Source organism: Limnohabitans sp. Rim28 (assembly GCF_000293865.2).
GTDB lineage: Bacteria > Pseudomonadota > Gammaproteobacteria > Burkholderiales > Burkholderiaceae_C > Limnohabitans_A.
Genome location: NZ_ALKN02000007.1, coordinates 49,788 through 65,315, shown reverse-complemented (window position 1 = coordinate 65,315; position 15,528 = coordinate 49,788). Strand labels below are relative to the sequence as shown.

At 60.5% G+C, this 15,528-nt stretch carries 17 protein-coding genes; 9 read left to right on the top strand and 8 right to left on the bottom strand.

Annotation, left to right across the window (positions count from 1 at the left end; translation table 11 throughout):
• Positions 1-49 precede the first annotated feature (49 nt).
• From B472_RS09525 to otnK, 4 genes are all read left to right on the top strand, one after another.
• The gene (locus tag B472_RS09525) at positions 50-865 is read left to right on the top strand and encodes an amidohydrolase (protein ID WP_238147420.1); all 816 of its coding nucleotides are present in this window, start codon (positions 50-52) and stop codon (positions 863-865) included.
• 70 nt (positions 866-935) lie between these two features.
• On the top strand, positions 936-1,910 hold the full coding sequence (locus B472_RS09520) for a tripartite tricarboxylate transporter substrate binding protein (RefSeq protein WP_040505996.1): 975 nt from the start codon (positions 936-938) through the stop codon (positions 1,908-1,910).
• A gap of 52 nt (positions 1,911-1,962) precedes the next feature.
• Positions 1,963-2,862 carry an L-threonate dehydrogenase gene (gene ltnD / locus B472_RS09515; protein WP_019427357.1) on the top strand — a complete coding sequence of 300 codons (900 nt, stop codon included), beginning with the start codon at positions 1,963-1,965 and terminating at the stop codon, positions 2,860-2,862.
• On the top strand, positions 2,859-4,127 hold the full coding sequence (gene otnK / locus B472_RS09510; RefSeq protein WP_019427356.1) for a 3-oxo-tetronate kinase: 1,269 nt from the start codon (positions 2,859-2,861) through the stop codon (positions 4,125-4,127). Before ltnD ends, otnK begins: the two co-directional genes overlap by 4 nt.
• Positions 4,128-4,155: 28 nt before the next feature.
• Here otnK and B472_RS09505 read toward each other — a convergent pair whose 3' ends face one another.
• Together B472_RS09505 and queC are read right to left on the bottom strand one after the other, a co-directional pair.
• On the bottom strand, positions 4,156-5,202 hold the full coding sequence (locus B472_RS09505) for a homocysteine S-methyltransferase family protein (RefSeq protein WP_019427355.1): 1,047 nt from the start codon (positions 5,200-5,202) through the stop codon (positions 4,156-4,158).
• Positions 5,203-5,227: 25 nt separating this feature from the next.
• Positions 5,228-5,947: a 7-cyano-7-deazaguanine synthase QueC gene (gene queC / locus B472_RS09500; RefSeq protein ID WP_019427354.1), complete on the bottom strand. Its 720-nt coding sequence runs from the start codon at positions 5,945-5,947 to the stop codon at positions 5,228-5,230.
• 196 nt (positions 5,948-6,143) lie between these two features.
• Between queC and recQ the strand changes: the two genes are divergently transcribed.
• The 5 genes from recQ to B472_RS09470 all read left to right on the top strand — a co-directional run bounded on the left by recQ (position 6,144) and on the right by B472_RS09470 (position 10,720).
• The gene (gene recQ / locus B472_RS09495) at positions 6,144-8,027 is read left to right on the top strand and encodes a DNA helicase RecQ (protein ID WP_019427353.1); all 1,884 of its coding nucleotides are present in this window, start codon (positions 6,144-6,146) and stop codon (positions 8,025-8,027) included.
• A gap of 305 nt (positions 8,028-8,332) precedes the next feature.
• A complete protein-coding gene (locus tag B472_RS09490) occupies positions 8,333-8,971 on the top strand; it encodes a hypothetical protein (protein WP_019427352.1) in 639 nt (212 codons plus the stop codon).
• 742 nt (positions 8,972-9,713) lie between these two features.
• Positions 9,714-10,067 carry a TfoX/Sxy family protein gene (locus B472_RS09480; RefSeq protein ID WP_019427350.1) on the top strand — a complete coding sequence of 118 codons (354 nt, stop codon included), beginning with the start codon at positions 9,714-9,716 and terminating at the stop codon, positions 10,065-10,067.
• A 53-nt stretch (positions 10,068-10,120) separates the two neighbouring features.
• Positions 10,121-10,258, top strand: a complete 138-nt coding sequence (locus B472_RS17490; protein WP_202862781.1) for an addiction module protein — start codon at positions 10,121-10,123, stop codon at positions 10,256-10,258.
• 162 nt (positions 10,259-10,420) lie between these two features.
• Entirely contained in the window at positions 10,421-10,720 is a 300-nt protein-coding gene (locus tag B472_RS09470) for a BrnA antitoxin family protein (protein WP_081504976.1), read from the top strand.
• Here B472_RS09470 and soxA read toward each other — a convergent pair whose 3' ends face one another.
• Genes soxA through B472_RS09440 form a run of 6 tightly spaced genes read right to left on the bottom strand, consistent with a single transcriptional unit; the run spans position 10,721 to position 15,439 of the window.
• The gene (soxA, locus tag B472_RS09465; RefSeq protein ID WP_019427348.1) at positions 10,721-11,578 is read right to left on the bottom strand and encodes a sulfur oxidation c-type cytochrome SoxA; all 858 of its coding nucleotides are present in this window, start codon (positions 11,576-11,578) and stop codon (positions 10,721-10,723) included. It lies immediately after the preceding gene.
• Positions 11,579-11,582: 4 nt separating this feature from the next.
• A complete protein-coding gene (soxZ, locus tag B472_RS09460) occupies positions 11,583-11,924 on the bottom strand; it encodes a thiosulfate oxidation carrier complex protein SoxZ (protein WP_019427347.1) in 342 nt (113 codons plus the stop codon).
• The gene (locus tag B472_RS09455) at positions 11,921-12,406 is read right to left on the bottom strand and encodes a thiosulfate oxidation carrier protein SoxY (protein ID WP_019427346.1); all 486 of its coding nucleotides are present in this window, start codon (positions 12,404-12,406) and stop codon (positions 11,921-11,923) included. Before B472_RS09455 ends, soxZ begins: the two co-directional genes overlap by 4 nt.
• Positions 12,403-12,819: a sulfur oxidation c-type cytochrome SoxX gene (gene soxX, locus B472_RS09450; protein ID WP_019427345.1), complete on the bottom strand. Its 417-nt coding sequence runs from the start codon at positions 12,817-12,819 to the stop codon at positions 12,403-12,405. The genes B472_RS09455 and soxX overlap by 4 nt, the downstream gene beginning before the upstream one ends.
• Positions 12,816-14,984 carry a xanthine dehydrogenase family protein molybdopterin-binding subunit gene (locus B472_RS09445; RefSeq protein WP_026039617.1) on the bottom strand — a complete coding sequence of 723 codons (2,169 nt, stop codon included), beginning with the start codon at positions 14,982-14,984 and terminating at the stop codon, positions 12,816-12,818. The genes soxX and B472_RS09445 overlap by 4 nt, the downstream gene beginning before the upstream one ends.
• Positions 14,981-15,439 (bottom strand): (2Fe-2S)-binding protein, encoded by a 459-nt coding sequence (locus B472_RS09440; RefSeq protein WP_026039616.1) that lies wholly within the window; start codon positions 15,437-15,439, stop codon positions 14,981-14,983. Before B472_RS09440 ends, B472_RS09445 begins: the two co-directional genes overlap by 4 nt.
• Between the last annotated feature and the right edge of the window lie 89 nt (positions 15,440-15,528).

Here is a 15,528-nt window from a genome sequence, read left to right as displayed (position 1 = left end):
ATTGATTCTAGACATCTAGAGGACTAGAATGTACATCATGGATTTCAACATGTCAAAAAATTGGATCGATACCCATTTCCATGTTTTCAACGCAGGGGTTGCCGTTGAAGGCGCCCGATACGCACCGCAATACTGCGCGAAGCTGTCCGATTGGATGCGCCAGGCCCAAAATGTGGGAGTGGCTCGCGGTGTTTGGGTGCAACCGAGCTTTCTGGGCACAGACAACAGCCTGATGATCGATGCCCTCGCGTCTCACCCGGACAAGCTGCGCGGTATTGCCGTGGTCAGCCCAAGTGTGGACATTGAAACCTTGAAGACCCTGCACATATCTGGCGTGCGGGGCATCCGCTTGAATTTGTCGGGTGTCTCGCATGACATCCCCGAATGGACGCTGTCGGACAACATTTGGGAAGCCATCCACTCACTGGGTTGGCATCTTGAGATCCACACCGATCAAGGGAAGCTGCCCCAAGTGTTGCGTCAAATACCCTCTGACACACCCCTTGTGGTGGACCACATGGCCAAACCTTTGGAAGCCTCCGCCTCTGACCCCACTTTGATGGCCTTGAAAAAGCACGCAAGCCTTGCCCCGGTTTACGTGAAATTGAGTGGCGCTTACCGATTGGGCGGCGTCCATCCAGAAACTTTGGCTTCTCTTTTATTGAGCGAACTGGGCCCTGGCGCATTGCTGTGGGGAAGCGACTGGCCCTGCACCAACCATGAGGCGTTTGCGAATTTTGAAACACTCATCGCCCAAGCCCATGCGTGGACAGGTGCCGAGTCCTTTGAGCAGATCATGGCTCACAACCCAAGCCGCCTTTATTGGGGTGGTGGCCAATCTCAGTATCGGCAGTCACCGCCGTGATCACCCTGATACCAAGCCCATTCAAAATTTGTATGATGACCTGATCAATTCAAATCAGGAAACAGATCCCATGCAACGCAGAACTTGGACCACGGCAGCCGCCCTTTGGCTGGCCGTCACGCCCTTTTTGGCCTCGACCGCTGTGGCTCAGGCTTGGCCCACACGGCCCATCAAGCTGGTGGTGCCCTTTCCACCGGGTGGCTTGATCGACAACATGGCCCGCTTGGTGGCACCCAAACTGGCGCTGGAGCTGGGCCAGCCCATCGTGATTGACAACAAACCGGGTGCCGGTGGCAACCTGGGCGCGGCCGAAGCGGCGCGTGCACCAGCCGACGGCTACACCTTGCTCATGGCCTCGCCCCCGCTGACGATCAGCCCCGCGCTGTACAGCAAGCTGCCTTACAAGCCTGAGCAAATTGCCCCGGTGGCCCTGCTGGGCCGCGTGCCCAATGTGCTGATGGTCAATCCAAGCTCGGGCATCAACACCTTGGCGGACCTCACGGCGCTGGCCAAATCCAAGCCGGGCCAACTCAACTACGCATCCAACGGGCAGGGCACCTCTTTGCACCTGAGCGCCGAACTGTACAAAAGCCAGTCGGGCGCGTTCGTCACCCACATCCCTTACCGGGGTGCAGCAGCGGGCCTGACGGGCCTGATGGCGGGCGAGGTGAACATGATGTTTGACAACCTGCCCTCGGCGCTGGGTCTCATCAACGGTGGCAAGCTCAAGGCCCTGGCCGTGACCACGCCCCAGCGCAGCAGCGCTTTGCCGGGCGTGCCCACCATGGAAGAAGCGGGCATGAAGGGCTATCAGGTGTTCGCTTGGTTTGGCGTGGCCGCGCCAGCGGGCTTGCCTGCCCCCGTGCTGCAAAAACTGGAACAAGCATTGGAACGCGTGGCCAGTCAGCCCGAGGTCAAAACCGCCATGCTCAAAGCGGGCGCCGAACCCGCTTGGGCCAACGCCCAAGGTCTGGGCAACTTCATGCAGGCAGATGCAGCGCAATGGAAAAAAGTGGCCGCTTTTGCCAAGATCACTTTGGACTGACCCAAGCGGTTTGCAACATTGATATTTCAGCGATTGACAATGGAGACGTGAGATGACAACAGTCGGTTTGATTGGTTTGGGCGCCATGGGTTCGGGCATGGCCGGGTCGCTGCGACGCGCTGGGCACAGCGTGCAGGTGTTTGATGTGCGCCGCGAAGTGGCCGAGGCGTTCACGAACGCGGGCGGCACAGCGCATGACACGCTGGCCTCTTTGGGTGCGGCGTGTGACGTGGTCGTGTCGGTGGTGGTGAATGCCGCACAGACCGAAGCCGTGCTGTTTGGCGATGGCACCACCCCCGGTTGCGCCGCCAGCATGAAGCCTGGCAGCGTGTTCGTGATGTGCTCCACCGTCGACCCGAACTGGTCGGTGGCTTTGGAAGCGCGCCTGGAAGCCATGGGCTTGCGCTATGTGGACGCGCCCATCTCGGGTGGCGCGGCCAAAGCGGCCAGTGGCCAGATGACCATGATGACCGCCGCCAAGCCCGAGGCTTATACCCTGGCCGAGCCGTTCTTGAACGCCATGGCCGCCAAGGTTTACAAGCTGGGCGACAGCGCGGGCGCGGGCAGCAAGGTCAAGATCATCAACCAGTTGTTGGCAGGTGTTCACATCGCCGCTGCGGCCGAGGCCATGGCGCTGGGCTTGCGCGAAGGCGTGGACGCCGCCGCTTTGTACGAGGTGATCACCCACAGCGCAGGCAACAGCTGGATGTTTGAAAACCGCATGGCCCATGTGCTGGCGGCCGACTACACGCCCCTCTCGGCTGTGGACATTTTTGTGAAGGACTTGGGGCTGGTGTTGGACATGGCGCGTGCCAGCAAGTTCCCGCTGCCGCTGTCTTCCACCGCGCACCAGATGTTCATGCAGGCCAGCACCGCAGGCTTTGCCAAAGAAGACGACAGCGCGGTCATCAAAATTTTCCCGGGCATTGAGTTGCCGAAGGGCCAAGCATGAGCCAGCTGAAACTCGGATGCATCGCCGACGACTCGACCGGCGCGACCGATCTGGCCAACAACCTGGTGCGCTCGGGCATGCGGGTGGTGCAGACCATTGGCGTGCCCACCGCACCTTTGGCGGCTGAGGTAGACGCGGTGGTGGTGGCGCTCAAGTCGCGCACCAACCCGGCTAACGAGGCGATTGCGCAATCGCTGGAAGCCCTGAAGTGGCTGCAAGCGCAAGGCGCCGAGCAAATCTATTTCAAATACTGCTCCACCTTTGACAGCACGCCCGAAGGCAACATTGGCCCGGTGACCGAGGCGCTGATGGACGCGCTGGGCACCGACTTCACCATCGCCACGCCCGCCTTTCCGGACAACGGCCGCACGGTGTTCAAGGGCTACCTGTTCGCAGGCAACGTGCTGCTCAACGAATCGGGCATGCAAAACCACCCGCTCACACCCATGACAGACGCGAACTTGGTGCGCGTGATGCAGGCGCAAACGAAGCGCAAAGTGGGCCTGATCGACCACAAAACCGTGGGGCAAGGCGAAGCGGCCATCCGCGAGCGCATCGCCGCACTGCGTGCCGAAGGCGTGAGCGTGGCCATCGTGGACGCGACCAGCAACGCCGACCTGCACCTGCTCGGGCCTGCCTTGAAAGGCATGCCGCTGGTCACCGCCGGTTCGGGCGTGGCCATTGGCCTGCCCCCCAACTTTGGCCTCAAGCCTTCGCTGCAAGCCAGCCAGCTGCCTGTGGCCTCAGGCCTGCAGGCGGTGGTTTCAGGAAGTTGCTCGGTGGCCACCAACGCGCAAGTCGCGCACTTCAAAGCCACGGGGCGCCCCGCCATGGCCATCGCCCCCGCCAGCTTGATGCATGGCCAAAGCGACGCCGTGGTGCAGCAGGTGCTGGCCTGGGCCGCGCCGCTTTTGAAAAACGGCCCGGTGCTGGTGTACTCCACCGCCGAGCCCGATGCCGTCAAAGCCGTGCAGGCACAACTGGGCGTGGCCCAAGCGGGTGCTTTGGTCGAACATGCACTGGCCGCCGTGGCGCGTGGCCTGGTGGGTTTGGGCGTGCGTCAATTGGTGGTGGCGGGCGGCGAAACCTCGGGCGCTTGCGTGCAGGCGCTGGGCATTGCGCAGCTGCAGATCGGGCCTCAAATTGACCCGGGTGTGCCGTGGTGCCATGCGCCCACCGAATCTGGCGGGGTGCACATCACCCTCAAGTCGGGCAACTTCGGCACCGAAGACTTTTTCAGCAAGGCTTTCGGCGCGCTGGCCTGAATGACCTGAACGGCCTGAGCGTGACCGATCAGGCCGCTTCTTTGTAAAAGAAGCCCCCGTGCACACCACGCGGCGCCAGCGGGCTGACCGCTTTGCTGATCGCGCCGATGTGCTCAGGCGTGGTGCCGCAGCAGCCACCCACGATGTTGACCAGGCCTTCGGCCGCAAACTCGTGCAGCAGGCGGCTGGTGACTTCGGGGGTTTCGTCAAAGCCGGTGTCGCTCATGGGGTTGGGCAAACCGGCGTTGGGGTAGCAGCTGATGAAGGTGTCGCCTGCGACCTTGTTCAGCTCTTGGATGTAGGGGCGCATCAGCGTGGCACCCAAAGCGCAGTTCAGGCCAATGGCCAGGGGCTGGGCGTGGCGCACGCTGTGCCAAAAGGCGGTGACGGTCTGGCCACTCAAAATCCGGCCCGATGCGTCGGTCACGGTGCCGCTGATGATGAGAGGCAGGCGCTCGCCACTGGCTTCAAAAAATTCCTCAATGGCAAACAGCGCGGCCTTGGCGTTGAGCGTGTCAAAAATCGTTTCGACCAGCAGCACATCCGAGCCGCCTTCGACCAAAGCCTCGACCTGCTCGTAATAGGCGGCGCGCAGTTCTTCAAAGGTCACGTTGCGGGCACCGGCGTCGTTCACATCGGGGCTGATGCTGGCGGTCTTGGGCGTGGGGCCCAAAGCGCCCACCACATAGCGGGGCTTGTCGGGCGTAGAAAACTTGTCGCAAGCGGCGCGGGCCAATTTGGCGGACTGCAGGTTCATCTCGCGGGTCAGGTGCTGCATGTCGTAGTCGGCCTGGGCGATGGTGGTCGCGCCAAAGGTGTTGGTCTCGATCATGTCGGCGCCGGCGGCCAAATAGCCTTCATGGATGTCACGGATCACGTCAGGCCGGGTCAGGCTCAGCAACTCGTTGTTGCCCTTGACGTCTTTGGGGAAGTCCTTGAAACGCTCACCCCGGTAATCGGCCTCAGACAGTTTGAAACGCTGAATCATGGTGCCCATGGCCCCATCGAGGATGGCGATGCGGTTTTTAAGGATCTCGGGCAGCGCTTGGGCGCGGGTGTAAACGGGGGTCTTCATGGGCTGTATTGTAAAAGTTGGGGTTTCAGTTTTTTTGAAACCGCGCAAAGCCCGCTGCCCGCAACTGGCATGCCGGGCACTGGCCGCAGCCATAACCCCAATCGTGGCGCTGCGTACGATCGCCCAGATAGCAGGTGTGGGTGTGCTCCACGATCAAGTCCACCAGCGCCTGCCCACCTTGCGCCGGGTCGGCTTGTTGGCCCAGATCGTGCGCCAGTTGCCAGGTCTGTGCCTTGTCGATCCACATGAGCGGCGTTTCGATCAGCAGCTTGCGGTCCATGCCCAGGGACAGGGCCACCTGCATGGCCTTCATGGTGTCGTCGCGGCAATCCGGATAGCCCGAAAAATCGGTCTCGCACACGCCGGTGACGATGACCTGCAAACCCCGGCGATAAGCCAAAGCCGCCGCCAGCGTGAGGAACAGCAGGTTGCGCCCCGGCACAAAGGTGTTAGGCAGGCCCGAGCTTTCCATCTCAATGGCGGTGTCGCGGGTCAAAGACGTTTCGCTGATCTGCCCCAAAATGCCCGCGTCCAGCAGGTGGTCCTCGCCCATCTTAGGGGCCCAAGCCGGAAAGCGCGCCTTGATGGCGGCCAACACGTTCAGCCGGGCATCCAACTCGACCTTGTGGCGCTGGCCGTAATCAAACGCCAGGGTTTCGACCCGTTCGTAACGGCTCAAAGCATGGGCCAGGCAGGTGGTGGAGTCTTGGCCACCAGAAAACAGAACAAGAGCGGATGTGTACATGGGGAAGGATGGTAAACGCAGGCGCGAAGCCCATCGTCTGCTGTGGGTGGGTGAGGGCGGGCAGAGGGTGACGATTTTGGCGTACCCCCGCCTCATGAGGAACCCTGTGCCCGCCCTCGCCCACCCACACCACACCCGCAAAAATCCGACCCATCAATAGCGGACAATCAAGCCTTCAAAAAGCCGTCAATCCCCCGTGTCCCCCCACCTCCCCATCCTGCGCGAAGTCTTTGGCTACGACGCCTTTCGCGGACCGCAGCAGGCCATCATTGACCATGTGGCCGCCGGGGGCGATGCGCTGGTGCTCATGCCCACGGGCGGGGGCAAGTCGCTGTGCTACCAAATTCCGGCCATTGCACGCCAGCGGGCTGGCCACGGCATCACGGTGGTGGTCTCGCCGCTGATCGCGCTGATGCACGACCAGGTGGGCGCGCTGCACGAGGCGGGCGTGAACGCCGCTTTTTTGAACTCCACCCTGACGAGCGAAGAAGCATCTGACATAGAACGACGCTTGTTGCGCGGCGAAATCACACTGCTCTATGCCGCACCCGAGCGCGTGACCAATGCCCGTTTTTTGGCGCAGATGGATTCGCTGCAAGAGCGCGGCCTGCTCAGCCTGTTTGCCATCGACGAAGCGCATTGCGTGAGCCAGTGGGGCCACGACTTCAGGCCCGAATACCGGGGCCTGACGGTGCTGCACGAGCGCTACCCCAGCGTGCCGCGTGTGGCGCTCACGGCCACGGCCGATGCGCTGACGCGCGCCGACATCATCGAGCGGCTGCAACTGCAAAGCGCCCAGCTGTTCATCAGCAGCTTTGACCGGCCCAACATCCGTTACACCATCGTTGAGAAAAAAGAAGCCAGCACCCAGCTGCTGCGCTTCATTGAGCGCGACCACCCCGAAGCCGCGGGCGTGGTGTATTGCCAATCGCGCAAACGGGTGGAAGAGATTGCGGCCATGCTGTGCGAGGCGGGCGTCCATGCGCTGCCTTATCACGCGGGGCTGCCCCCCGAGATGCGCCAGCGCCACCAGAACGAGTTTTTGCGCGAAGAGGGCGTGGTGATGGTGGCCACCATCGCGTTCGGCATGGGCATCGACAAACCCGATGTGCGCTTTGTGGCGCACTTGGACATGCCCAAAAACATCGAAGGCTATTACCAAGAGACCGGGCGCGCCGGGCGCGATGGGCTGGCGTCGGACGCGTGGATGGCCTATGGCCTGCAAGATGTGGTGAACCAGCGCCGCATGATCGACGAAAGCCCGGCGGGCGAAGAGTTCAAACAGGTCATGCGCGGCAAGCTCGACGCCCTGCTGGGTTTGGCCGAGGCCACCGACTGCCGACGCGTGCGCCTGCTGAAATATTTCGACGAAATCTACCCCGGACAAACGGACACCGGGGCAGGCGTGTACATGCCCTATTGCGGCAACTGCGACAACTGCCTGAACCCGCCCGAAGTGTGGGACGGCACCGATGCGGCGCGCAAACTGCTGTCCACCGTGTACCGCTGCCACCAGGCCAGCGGCCACAGCTTTGGCGCAGCGCACACCATGGACATCGTGCGCGGCAAAAAAACCGAGAAAGTGGCGCAACGCGGCCACGAGAGCATCAGCACCTTTGGTGTGGGGGCCGAGTACAGCGAGCAGCAACTGCGCGCCGTGATGCGCCAGCTGATCGCCATTGGCGCGCTGCATGTGCACACCGAAGAAGGCTTCAGCACCCTGCACCTGACCGAAGGCTCGCGCGCCGTGCTGAAGGGCGATGTACCGGTGCAGCTGCGCGAGAGCACCAGCCAACGCGCCGACAAACGCACGCGCAGCCGCAGCGCCCCATCCCCCGCCGCCGCCAACCTGGGGCAAGACGCGATGGTGCGCTACATCAACCTCAAGGCCTGGCGCGCCGAAGTGGCCAAAGAACACAACCTGCCCGCGTATGTCATCTTCCACGATGCGACGCTGGCCGCCATTGCCGAGGCCGCACCCCAAAGCCTGGTCCAGCTGCAAGGCATCAGCGGCCTGGGCGTCAAGAAGCTCGAGGCCTATGGCCCGCAAGTGCTGCGGGTGTGCAACGGGGCAGCTTGATCACTTGCGCACAGCCGGGCAAATGGGCATTGAATTGGATAAAAAAGAATCTGATTAAGTTGAAAATTGGGGTTTTCAACATATAGTGCTTACTCAGAATCCATGCGCGCAGTTGGATCAGTCAGCGGGTGGAATAAAAAAGGGAACACCGGGTTTCATGGGAAATTCATACCTTCATGGAATAACAACATGCAAGCCCCAAAGCCTTGCTGCACGCCATTTGTCACAATTTCTTTCACAGGATGTATCGACTGGGTTCGGATGTATCCGCCGGGTTTTGCGGTCTACATCACGTTAGGCCCCAGATGACAGACGATCCCCGCACCGCGCCGCTCCGCGAATGGCACCGCCTTGCGCAAGAAAACACCGAGAACGCGATCGTCTCATCAATGTTCGAGGCTGCAGTGGTTGCGAGCGAGCCTATCGACTCATTCTCAACATGGCTCCTACTTGGGACTGCTGCAGTTGGTGGCTTTGTAGTGTCGAATGCAGACCAGTTGATTCCGCTCATCACAAGAGAAGGGTTTGTAACGGCTGGAGTCCTACTCGTTCTCTCCTGCGTATTCGGCATCCTCGCGAAAGCCCTTGCACTGAGGGCGAGGGTCATGAAGGAGATGAGCGCGAGGGTCAAGGAGACATTTCTTGCGCACCTAAAGCGGTACGAGGAAGAAGCCGAACGGATTGAAGAAGGCGCAAAGTTCTGGGGCATCACCATACAGACTGGCGTACGAATGGAACGCGTGTTAAGTGAGTTTTATAAACCCTTCCCCGCTTGGGCCCGTTGGATGGCACACCGACATCTGAGAAGGAACAGTGGGGATCCACAGATTAAGTACCTGCTGCTCATCAAGACGATAAACGCCCAGGGTATGTTCGCCTTGATTCAGATTGTTCTGTTCCTTGCATTCCTTGGCAGTACATTCATCTTCGCGGCTGGGGCCTAACCCCCATGGCGGCCGAACAGTCAATCCAACCTCTGAACGTAGCTGCCGCTACGCTCTTGATACAGCTGATGTTCGTAGCGATCCTGGGAGTCACTTCTACACTGTATCAATCGCCCCGGTGGGCTATGTCGCCCGTCTCGGCATTCGACGAGAGGCTACTGCACCCATCTCAGTTAAGGCGTTCTCCCACTACGCTCCTTGCGCTTGGATCGTTCGCCTTGCTATTGATCTCGGACGAGCTCTATTCCATCTGGAGCCCACTTTTCCAGGGCGTTGGAATAAACACTATGTCTGCGCGCAAAGCGATTTTTCTCGTGTTCGTGCTCAATTTGGGCTTCGTCGGTTACCTTGTTGCCGTCACAGGCGGCAGTAGAACCAGCCCATTCCTATCAGCACTCTTCACTGTTCCAGCTTTGGCCATCTTCCTCCGACTTCCACCAAGTTCCTTTCTCACGTTCGCCGGTATGGCCGCCGTGATCTACGTCCTACTACTCACCCCTGGAATGGAGCGCCAGCAACCATCGCAGAAGCCAGCAGCCTTCATGAATCTCGCCTGCTTGTTTCTTTCAATCTTCACGGGGTACATCACCCGGCCAGTGCCAATCAACGAACTACCTACACCGGCAACACTAAGCGCTCCGTCACGCGGGCCCTCCGCAGCAACGCCCGTTAGCAGTCAGCCAGCGCGGTGAGGCCCAACCCCTCGGTCACCAAGAATTCAAAACACAATTTGGGCCCCCTTATGAAGAGAGTCAATCAATTCATCGAGCACCTGCACGAGGTCTTCCGCCTGTTCGGGACGATCAACTCAAAACCGATGTTTGGTGGGTACGGCATCTACCACCAAGGCTTGATGATTGGCCTCGTCGCCAATGACACCCTCTACCTCAAGACGGACGCCTTGTCTGCACCGCAGTTTTCAGAAGCAGGTTGTGTGCCCTTTGAGTACACCAAGAATGGCACCACCATGAAAATGTCCTACTCCTCAGCGCCCATAGAGTTATTCGACGATCCAGAGATGGCAAAGGATTGGGCGTCCCTTGCCTATGCAGCGGCGCTTCGGTCTAGAAAAAAATCCGCTCAACACTCCACCTGAATCGCTCCGCGCCCGATCTGGTCGCGCTACAGGCGTTCAAGCAGCGCGTTGAAGTGATTTGGGAAAGCATCGCTGCCTTCCCTCACGGCATTCAGGACTCGCCCGATTTAAAAATCGAACTTGAAGCTCGATTGGCCGACTTTGAGAAAGACCCAGAAGCTGGTTATTCCTGGAATCAAGTCAAACGTTAAATTGCACCTTGCGTCTACTTATTTTGTAGATACAATTTAATATGCTCACATGGCACGAGCCAAAGCGCAAGCTGAACATCAAGAACACGGGCTTGACTTCGTTGGTTTATACCGAGCGCCCGAGAGGGGCTCACGTGATATCGCTGCGAAAGGCAGAAAAACATGAAGCTCGCTACTACCGCCAAGTTGCCAAAGAAACCCTCGGCTAAGGTCAACGATCCTGACAATCCCGCATGGACTGAGGACATGCTGGGTGCGCCGGTGCTCAAGCGTGGACGCGGGCCTCAAGCTGCGCCCACGAAGGTGCTCACCTCTCTTCGTTTGGATGCTGATATTTTGGAGTTCTTCAAGTCGAAAGGGGCTGGTTATCAGTCGCGCATCAATGCTGCATTGCGGATGGAGGTGGAGCGAAATTTGACGGGTCGTCCAAGAACGACAACGCGAAAGCGCGTCGCGGCTTGATCACTTGCGCACAGCCGGCACCTCGATGGGCAAGCCCTCACCGCGCCACATCAGGTACAGCGCCAGTTGCCGCATCTCCAAAGCACCCCAAGGCGGGGTTTCCGCGCGAATACCGGCATAGCAACTGCGCAAACGCCGCTCCAGCGATCCCGGTTTTTGCCATTCCAAACGGTACACCGGGTAGCCATTGGGCTGGCCTTGGCTCAGCAGGTCGGTGAACAGGCGTTGCCCAAAATTGTGGTCATGGCATTGGGCGCACGACAAATTCATTTGGCCTTGGCGTTGAGAAAACAATGTCGCCCCCGCTTGCCAGTGGCCGCGCGCCGCACCGCCAATGTCCACCCGCAAGGGCATGCCTTTGGAGGCCTGCGTCACCAGCAAGGTCAAGCCCAGCAAGGCATCCGATTCGGGCGCGAGTGCGGGTGCTTGCTGATGGCGCGTGGTGCATTGGTGGATGCGGTCTTCGAGGTTGAACAGGCGCCCACTGGCGGCATCGATGGCGGGGTAACGCGTGGCGACGCCTTTCATGCTGGTGGCCACTGCGCCGTGGCAACTCACGCACGATTTGCCGTTCGCGGCACTGGGCTGGCCCCAAGCTTGCGCGCCTTGGCTGAGCCACAGCTGGGCGGGGTTGGCAAATTCGTCGGCCTGCAAGGCTTGCACATCCTTGCCCGAATAATGCAGGCCCGATTTGAGCTGCGACAAAGGCAAGCTGCGTGCGGGTGGCGCTGCCGTCTGCGAAGCGGCGTACCCACTCACCGACCACAACGCGATCAGCATGAAAACCAGCCAGCACAACTGGAGCACGGTGCGCACACACCACGCTGCGGGCTCCGATGCGAACGCTCTGCTGCTCATGCGCTCAGGGGCTGCTCTTGGGCAAAACCGGCAACATTTGCCGCAACTGGCCTTTGACACCCCGGTCATCGATCCACGCCACATGCATCTCGGCCGTTTGTTCTGCCCGCACAAAAAATTCAAACAAAGGGTTGGCCGAGATCCCCGACGATGGCTCCACACGGAACACCTCTTGCTGGCCCCAGGTGCATGTCAATGACCGGATCACATTGCGCGGCACCAATTTGCCCAACAGGTCTTGCAAGTACCCCGTATCCATGGGGTGTTGCACCAGCAGACGCACTTTGACCACATCCCCCGCCAAGACGCGTTCAGGCCATTGGATGCGTGCAAATGCCATGGTCATGAGGCGTCGACGCAAGCCGACTCGGTGACGATGATTTCCATCTGGCCATAACGAAACTCGCCACTGGACAGGCGCGCCAAAGCGACCACTTGCTGGGTGCCCGCCAAGCGCAGGCGTGTGCTGATTTCGGCGCGTCCGTTCCACGGCCCCAAATGGAAGACCGCCATTTGGGTCACCGGATTGCGCTGAGACAACAGGTACAGATGCGTCACATGGTCTTGGGGCGTCATGGGGCTTTGCACCTGCACCGTGACAGGCACCAAAGTCCCGTTGTCGGCCAACACAGGGGCCACGATCTTCACGTCTTGTTGTAACAAGCGAGCGCCTTGGGTCAGGGGCCCCATCATCTGCGCCAAGCTCAACAACTGGCCCGATGCCATGTCTTGGGCGCGGCTGGGCCACAGCTGAACTGCCAGCCCATAAAGACCGGCCCGCAGCGTCTGCCGCAAGCCCTCGCGACGGGTCAATGTGGGCCACTTCATGGCGTGGCCTTGCTGGGCAAAAACAAGTAACTCAAGATGTCTTCAAGCCCCTGCGCCGTCAAAATGGTTTGCCCCTTGTAAGGGCTCGCCACCTTGTTCAAACCCTCGGTACTCAAATAGGCGGGCATGATGGTTTGCGGGTTGAAGCGCCGGGCATCGGCGATGCGCTCGCGGGCTTGGTCTTTGGTGCTGCGCTCGGGCAAACCGACCAAAGACGGGCCGAGTGCACCACCTGCAGGCAAACCCTGCACTTGATGGCACAGCACACAACCGCTGTCTTGCCTTTGCAAGAGCAAGGCCTTGCCCCGCTCTGGCGAGCCGGCTTGAAGGGCCACAGGCGTTTGCGCTGCGGCCCAGCCCCAGCCAGCGCTGAACACCAAGGCCCACACCCTTGCCAAGCCCAGCACCGTCATGCGCGTGCCAAAGTCAAACCATGGTTCTTCAAAGGCAAGCTGCGGATGCGTTTGCCGAGTGCCGCCGAAATGGCGTTGGCCACCGCCGGTGCCAAAGGCGCTTGGGCCGGCTCGCCCACCCCGCCCCAGAAGCCGCCCGTGGGGGCAATCACCACCTCCACCTTGGGCATTTCGTTCAAACGCATCATGCGGTAATCGTGGAAGTTGGATTGCTCCACACGCCCATCCTTGATGGTGTTTTCACCCCAGAAGATGGCCGTCAAACCGTGCACCACGCTGCCCTGGAACTGGGCCACGATGTTGTCGGGGTTGACGGCATAACCGGGGTCAATGCCGATCACGATGCGGTGGATCTTGACCTCGTTTTTGGCGTTGATGGAGACATCGCACACACAAGCCGTCCAGCTGCCATATCCGTCGGTGGCGGCCACACCCCGGAACACACCGGGGGCCGGTTTTTTGTCCCACCCGGCTGCTTGGGTCACGGCCAACAAGATGGCACGGTCGCGGTTGGCTTTTTCATTGTTGGGCAGCATGGCCAAGCGGTATTGAACCGGGTCTTGCGCTTCCGCCTGGGCCATCTCGTCGATGAAGCACTCACGCCCAAACGGGTTTTGTGAATGCCCCACGGTGCGCCAAAAACCCACGGGCACATTGGTGTTGCGCTGGGCATAGTCCACCAAGGTGTTGGGGATGTCATAGGGGTGGTCGTTGAAGCTGGCCACGGCCTGACCGTCCACGCCTCTGGGCAAGGGCAGTTTCAGCAAGGTGGCCAAGATGGATGGGGCACTGACACGGATGTGCAGCGCCTCGGCTTTGCCCGTGGCACTCAAACCCGCCTTGAAACGCATCAGACTGGCCGGGCGGTACAAGCCGTGCTGGATTTCTTCTTCGCGAGACCACAGCATTTTGACGGGCTTGCCGGGCATGGCCTTGGCGATCGCGACGGCTTGGCGTGTGAAGTCTTGCGGGCTTTTGCGCCCGAGACCGCCACCCAATTGCATGGGGTGCACTTTCACGTTGGCCTGTGGCACGCCCGCTGTCGCAGCCGCCACGGCCAAAGTGGCTTCAGGATTTTGCGTCGAGCACCACACATCGAGTTGTTCGCCCTGCAACCAAGCGGTACACACCATCGGCTCCATGGTGGCGTGCGCCAAATAGGGTGTGAAGTACTCGGCCTCCACCACCTTGGCCGCTTTGCTCAGCGCATCGGCCGTGTTGCCGTCGTTGCGGGCCACCGCCAGTTCTGGCTGATCCATACCGGCTTTGAAGTGGGACATGATGACGGCGCTGCTCAAGGTACCGTGCTCGCCCACATCCCAGTCCACCGCCACATCACGCAGCGCTTCTTTGGCGCGCCACCAGTTGTCGGCCACCACGGCCACAAAGGTGCCCATGTTCAACACCTTGACGATGCCCCTGCGGTTTTCCACCTTGGAGGCGTCCATGGTTTTGATGGTGCCGTTGAACACCGGGCAAGCCGCAATGGCCGCGTGCAGCATGCCGGGCACTTGTGCGTCAATACCGTACTTCACACGGCCGGTGACGATGTCGGGGATGTCCACACGCGGGATGGACTTGCCGATGAGGGTCCAGGCTTTGGGGTCTTTGAGCTTGACGTCTTTGGGGGCTTCCAGTTTGGCCGCCGCGGCGGCCAGTTTGCCGTAGCTGAGCACACGCTTGCTGGGCAGGTGGGTGACCTTGCTGAGCGCGGCTTTGCACTCGCTGGCTGGCACGCCCCATTGCTGCGCGGCAGCGGCAATCAGCATCTCGCGCCCGGTGGCCCCTGCTTTGCGCAAATATTCTTGCGAGTTGCGGATGGTGCGGCTGCCCACCGACGCCATGTCGCCATAGGCGCGTTTGGTGCGCAGGTTTTCATGCGCCGTGGCGTACTCGACGCGCACTTTTTTCCAATCGGCCTCCAACTCCTCGGCAATCATCATGGGCGCAGAGGTCATGCTGCCCTGGCCCATTTCTGCACGGGCGTAGCGGATGACAATCGTGTCGTTGGGCTCGATTTCGACCCAGACATTGAGCTGGGGCGTTGCGGCCGCCTGCGCACTTTGTGGCACGAAAAAGCCCATCGACAAGCCCGCCGTGGCGGTGCTGGAGATCTTCAAGAAGTGGCGGCGGTCCATGCCGGAAGTCAGATGGGGGGTGCTCATGCGCGGGTCCCTTTCTTGGCAGCGGCGTGGATGGCGGTGCGGATGCGTGCATAGGTGCCACAACGGCAAATGTTGGTCATGGCGGCATCGATGTCTTCGTCGGTGGGTTTGGGCTTTTTCTTGAGCAGGGCCACGGCTGCGAGCATCTGCCCGCCTTGGCAATAACCGCACTGGGGCACTTGGTGGTCGATCCAGGCTTGCTGCACGGCGTGCAAGCGGCCCTTGTCGGCCAGGCCTTCGATGGTGATGACTTTTTGCCCCGCAGAGGCCGAGACCGGGTAAACACAAGAGCGCACCGGCTCGCCATTGAGCAGCACTGTGCACGACCCACATTGGGCGATGCCGCAACCGAACTTGGGGCCTTGGATGCCAAGCTCATCGCGCAAGGCCCACAACAGGGGCATCTCGGGCTCGACATCGAGGCTGCGGTTTTTACCGTTGACGTTCAGTTTCATGACGGGGGACCCTTTGTTCAAAGCAACAGCGTTCAACTGTGGCGAGAAGACCCCTTTTGTGCAATCGGGTAAAAACCCAAAGTTTTCGA

Excerpts from the sequence above, each read along its gene's own strand:
- soxZ (WP_019427347.1), bottom strand. The coding sequence starts at position 11,924 with ATGACCATGGCATTTGCACGCATCCAATGGCCTGAACGCGTCTTGGCG.
- B472_RS09505 (WP_019427355.1), bottom strand. The coding sequence starts at position 5,202 with ATGAAGACCCCCGTTTACACCCGCGCCCAAGCGCTGCCCGAGATCCTT.
- B472_RS09445 (WP_026039617.1), bottom strand. The coding sequence starts at position 14,984 with ATGAGCACCCCCCATCTGACTTCCGGCATGGACCGCCGCCACTTCTTG.
- B472_RS09455 (WP_019427346.1), bottom strand. The coding sequence starts at position 12,406 with ATGAAGTGGCCCACATTGACCCGTCGCGAGGGCTTGCGGCAGACGCTG.
- soxX (WP_019427345.1), bottom strand. The coding sequence starts at position 12,819 with ATGACGGTGCTGGGCTTGGCAAGGGTGTGGGCCTTGGTGTTCAGCGCT.
- B472_RS09520 (WP_040505996.1), top strand. The coding sequence starts at position 936 with ATGCAACGCAGAACTTGGACCACGGCAGCCGCCCTTTGGCTGGCCGTC.
- B472_RS09480 (WP_019427350.1), top strand. The coding sequence starts at position 9,714 with ATGAAGAGAGTCAATCAATTCATCGAGCACCTGCACGAGGTCTTCCGC.
- B472_RS09490 (WP_019427352.1), top strand. The coding sequence starts at position 8,333 with ATGACAGACGATCCCCGCACCGCGCCGCTCCGCGAATGGCACCGCCTT.
- B472_RS09470 (WP_081504976.1), top strand. The coding sequence starts at position 10,421 with ATGAAGCTCGCTACTACCGCCAAGTTGCCAAAGAAACCCTCGGCTAAG.
- B472_RS09525 (WP_238147420.1), top strand. The coding sequence starts at position 50 with ATGTCAAAAAATTGGATCGATACCCATTTCCATGTTTTCAACGCAGGG.
- otnK (WP_019427356.1), top strand. The coding sequence starts at position 2,859 with ATGAGCCAGCTGAAACTCGGATGCATCGCCGACGACTCGACCGGCGCG.
- ltnD (WP_019427357.1), top strand. The coding sequence starts at position 1,963 with ATGACAACAGTCGGTTTGATTGGTTTGGGCGCCATGGGTTCGGGCATG.
- soxA (WP_019427348.1), bottom strand. The coding sequence starts at position 11,578 with ATGAGCAGCAGAGCGTTCGCATCGGAGCCCGCAGCGTGGTGTGTGCGC.
- queC (WP_019427354.1), bottom strand. The coding sequence starts at position 5,947 with ATGTACACATCCGCTCTTGTTCTGTTTTCTGGTGGCCAAGACTCCACC.
- B472_RS09440 (WP_026039616.1), bottom strand. The coding sequence starts at position 15,439 with ATGAAACTGAACGTCAACGGTAAAAACCGCAGCCTCGATGTCGAGCCC.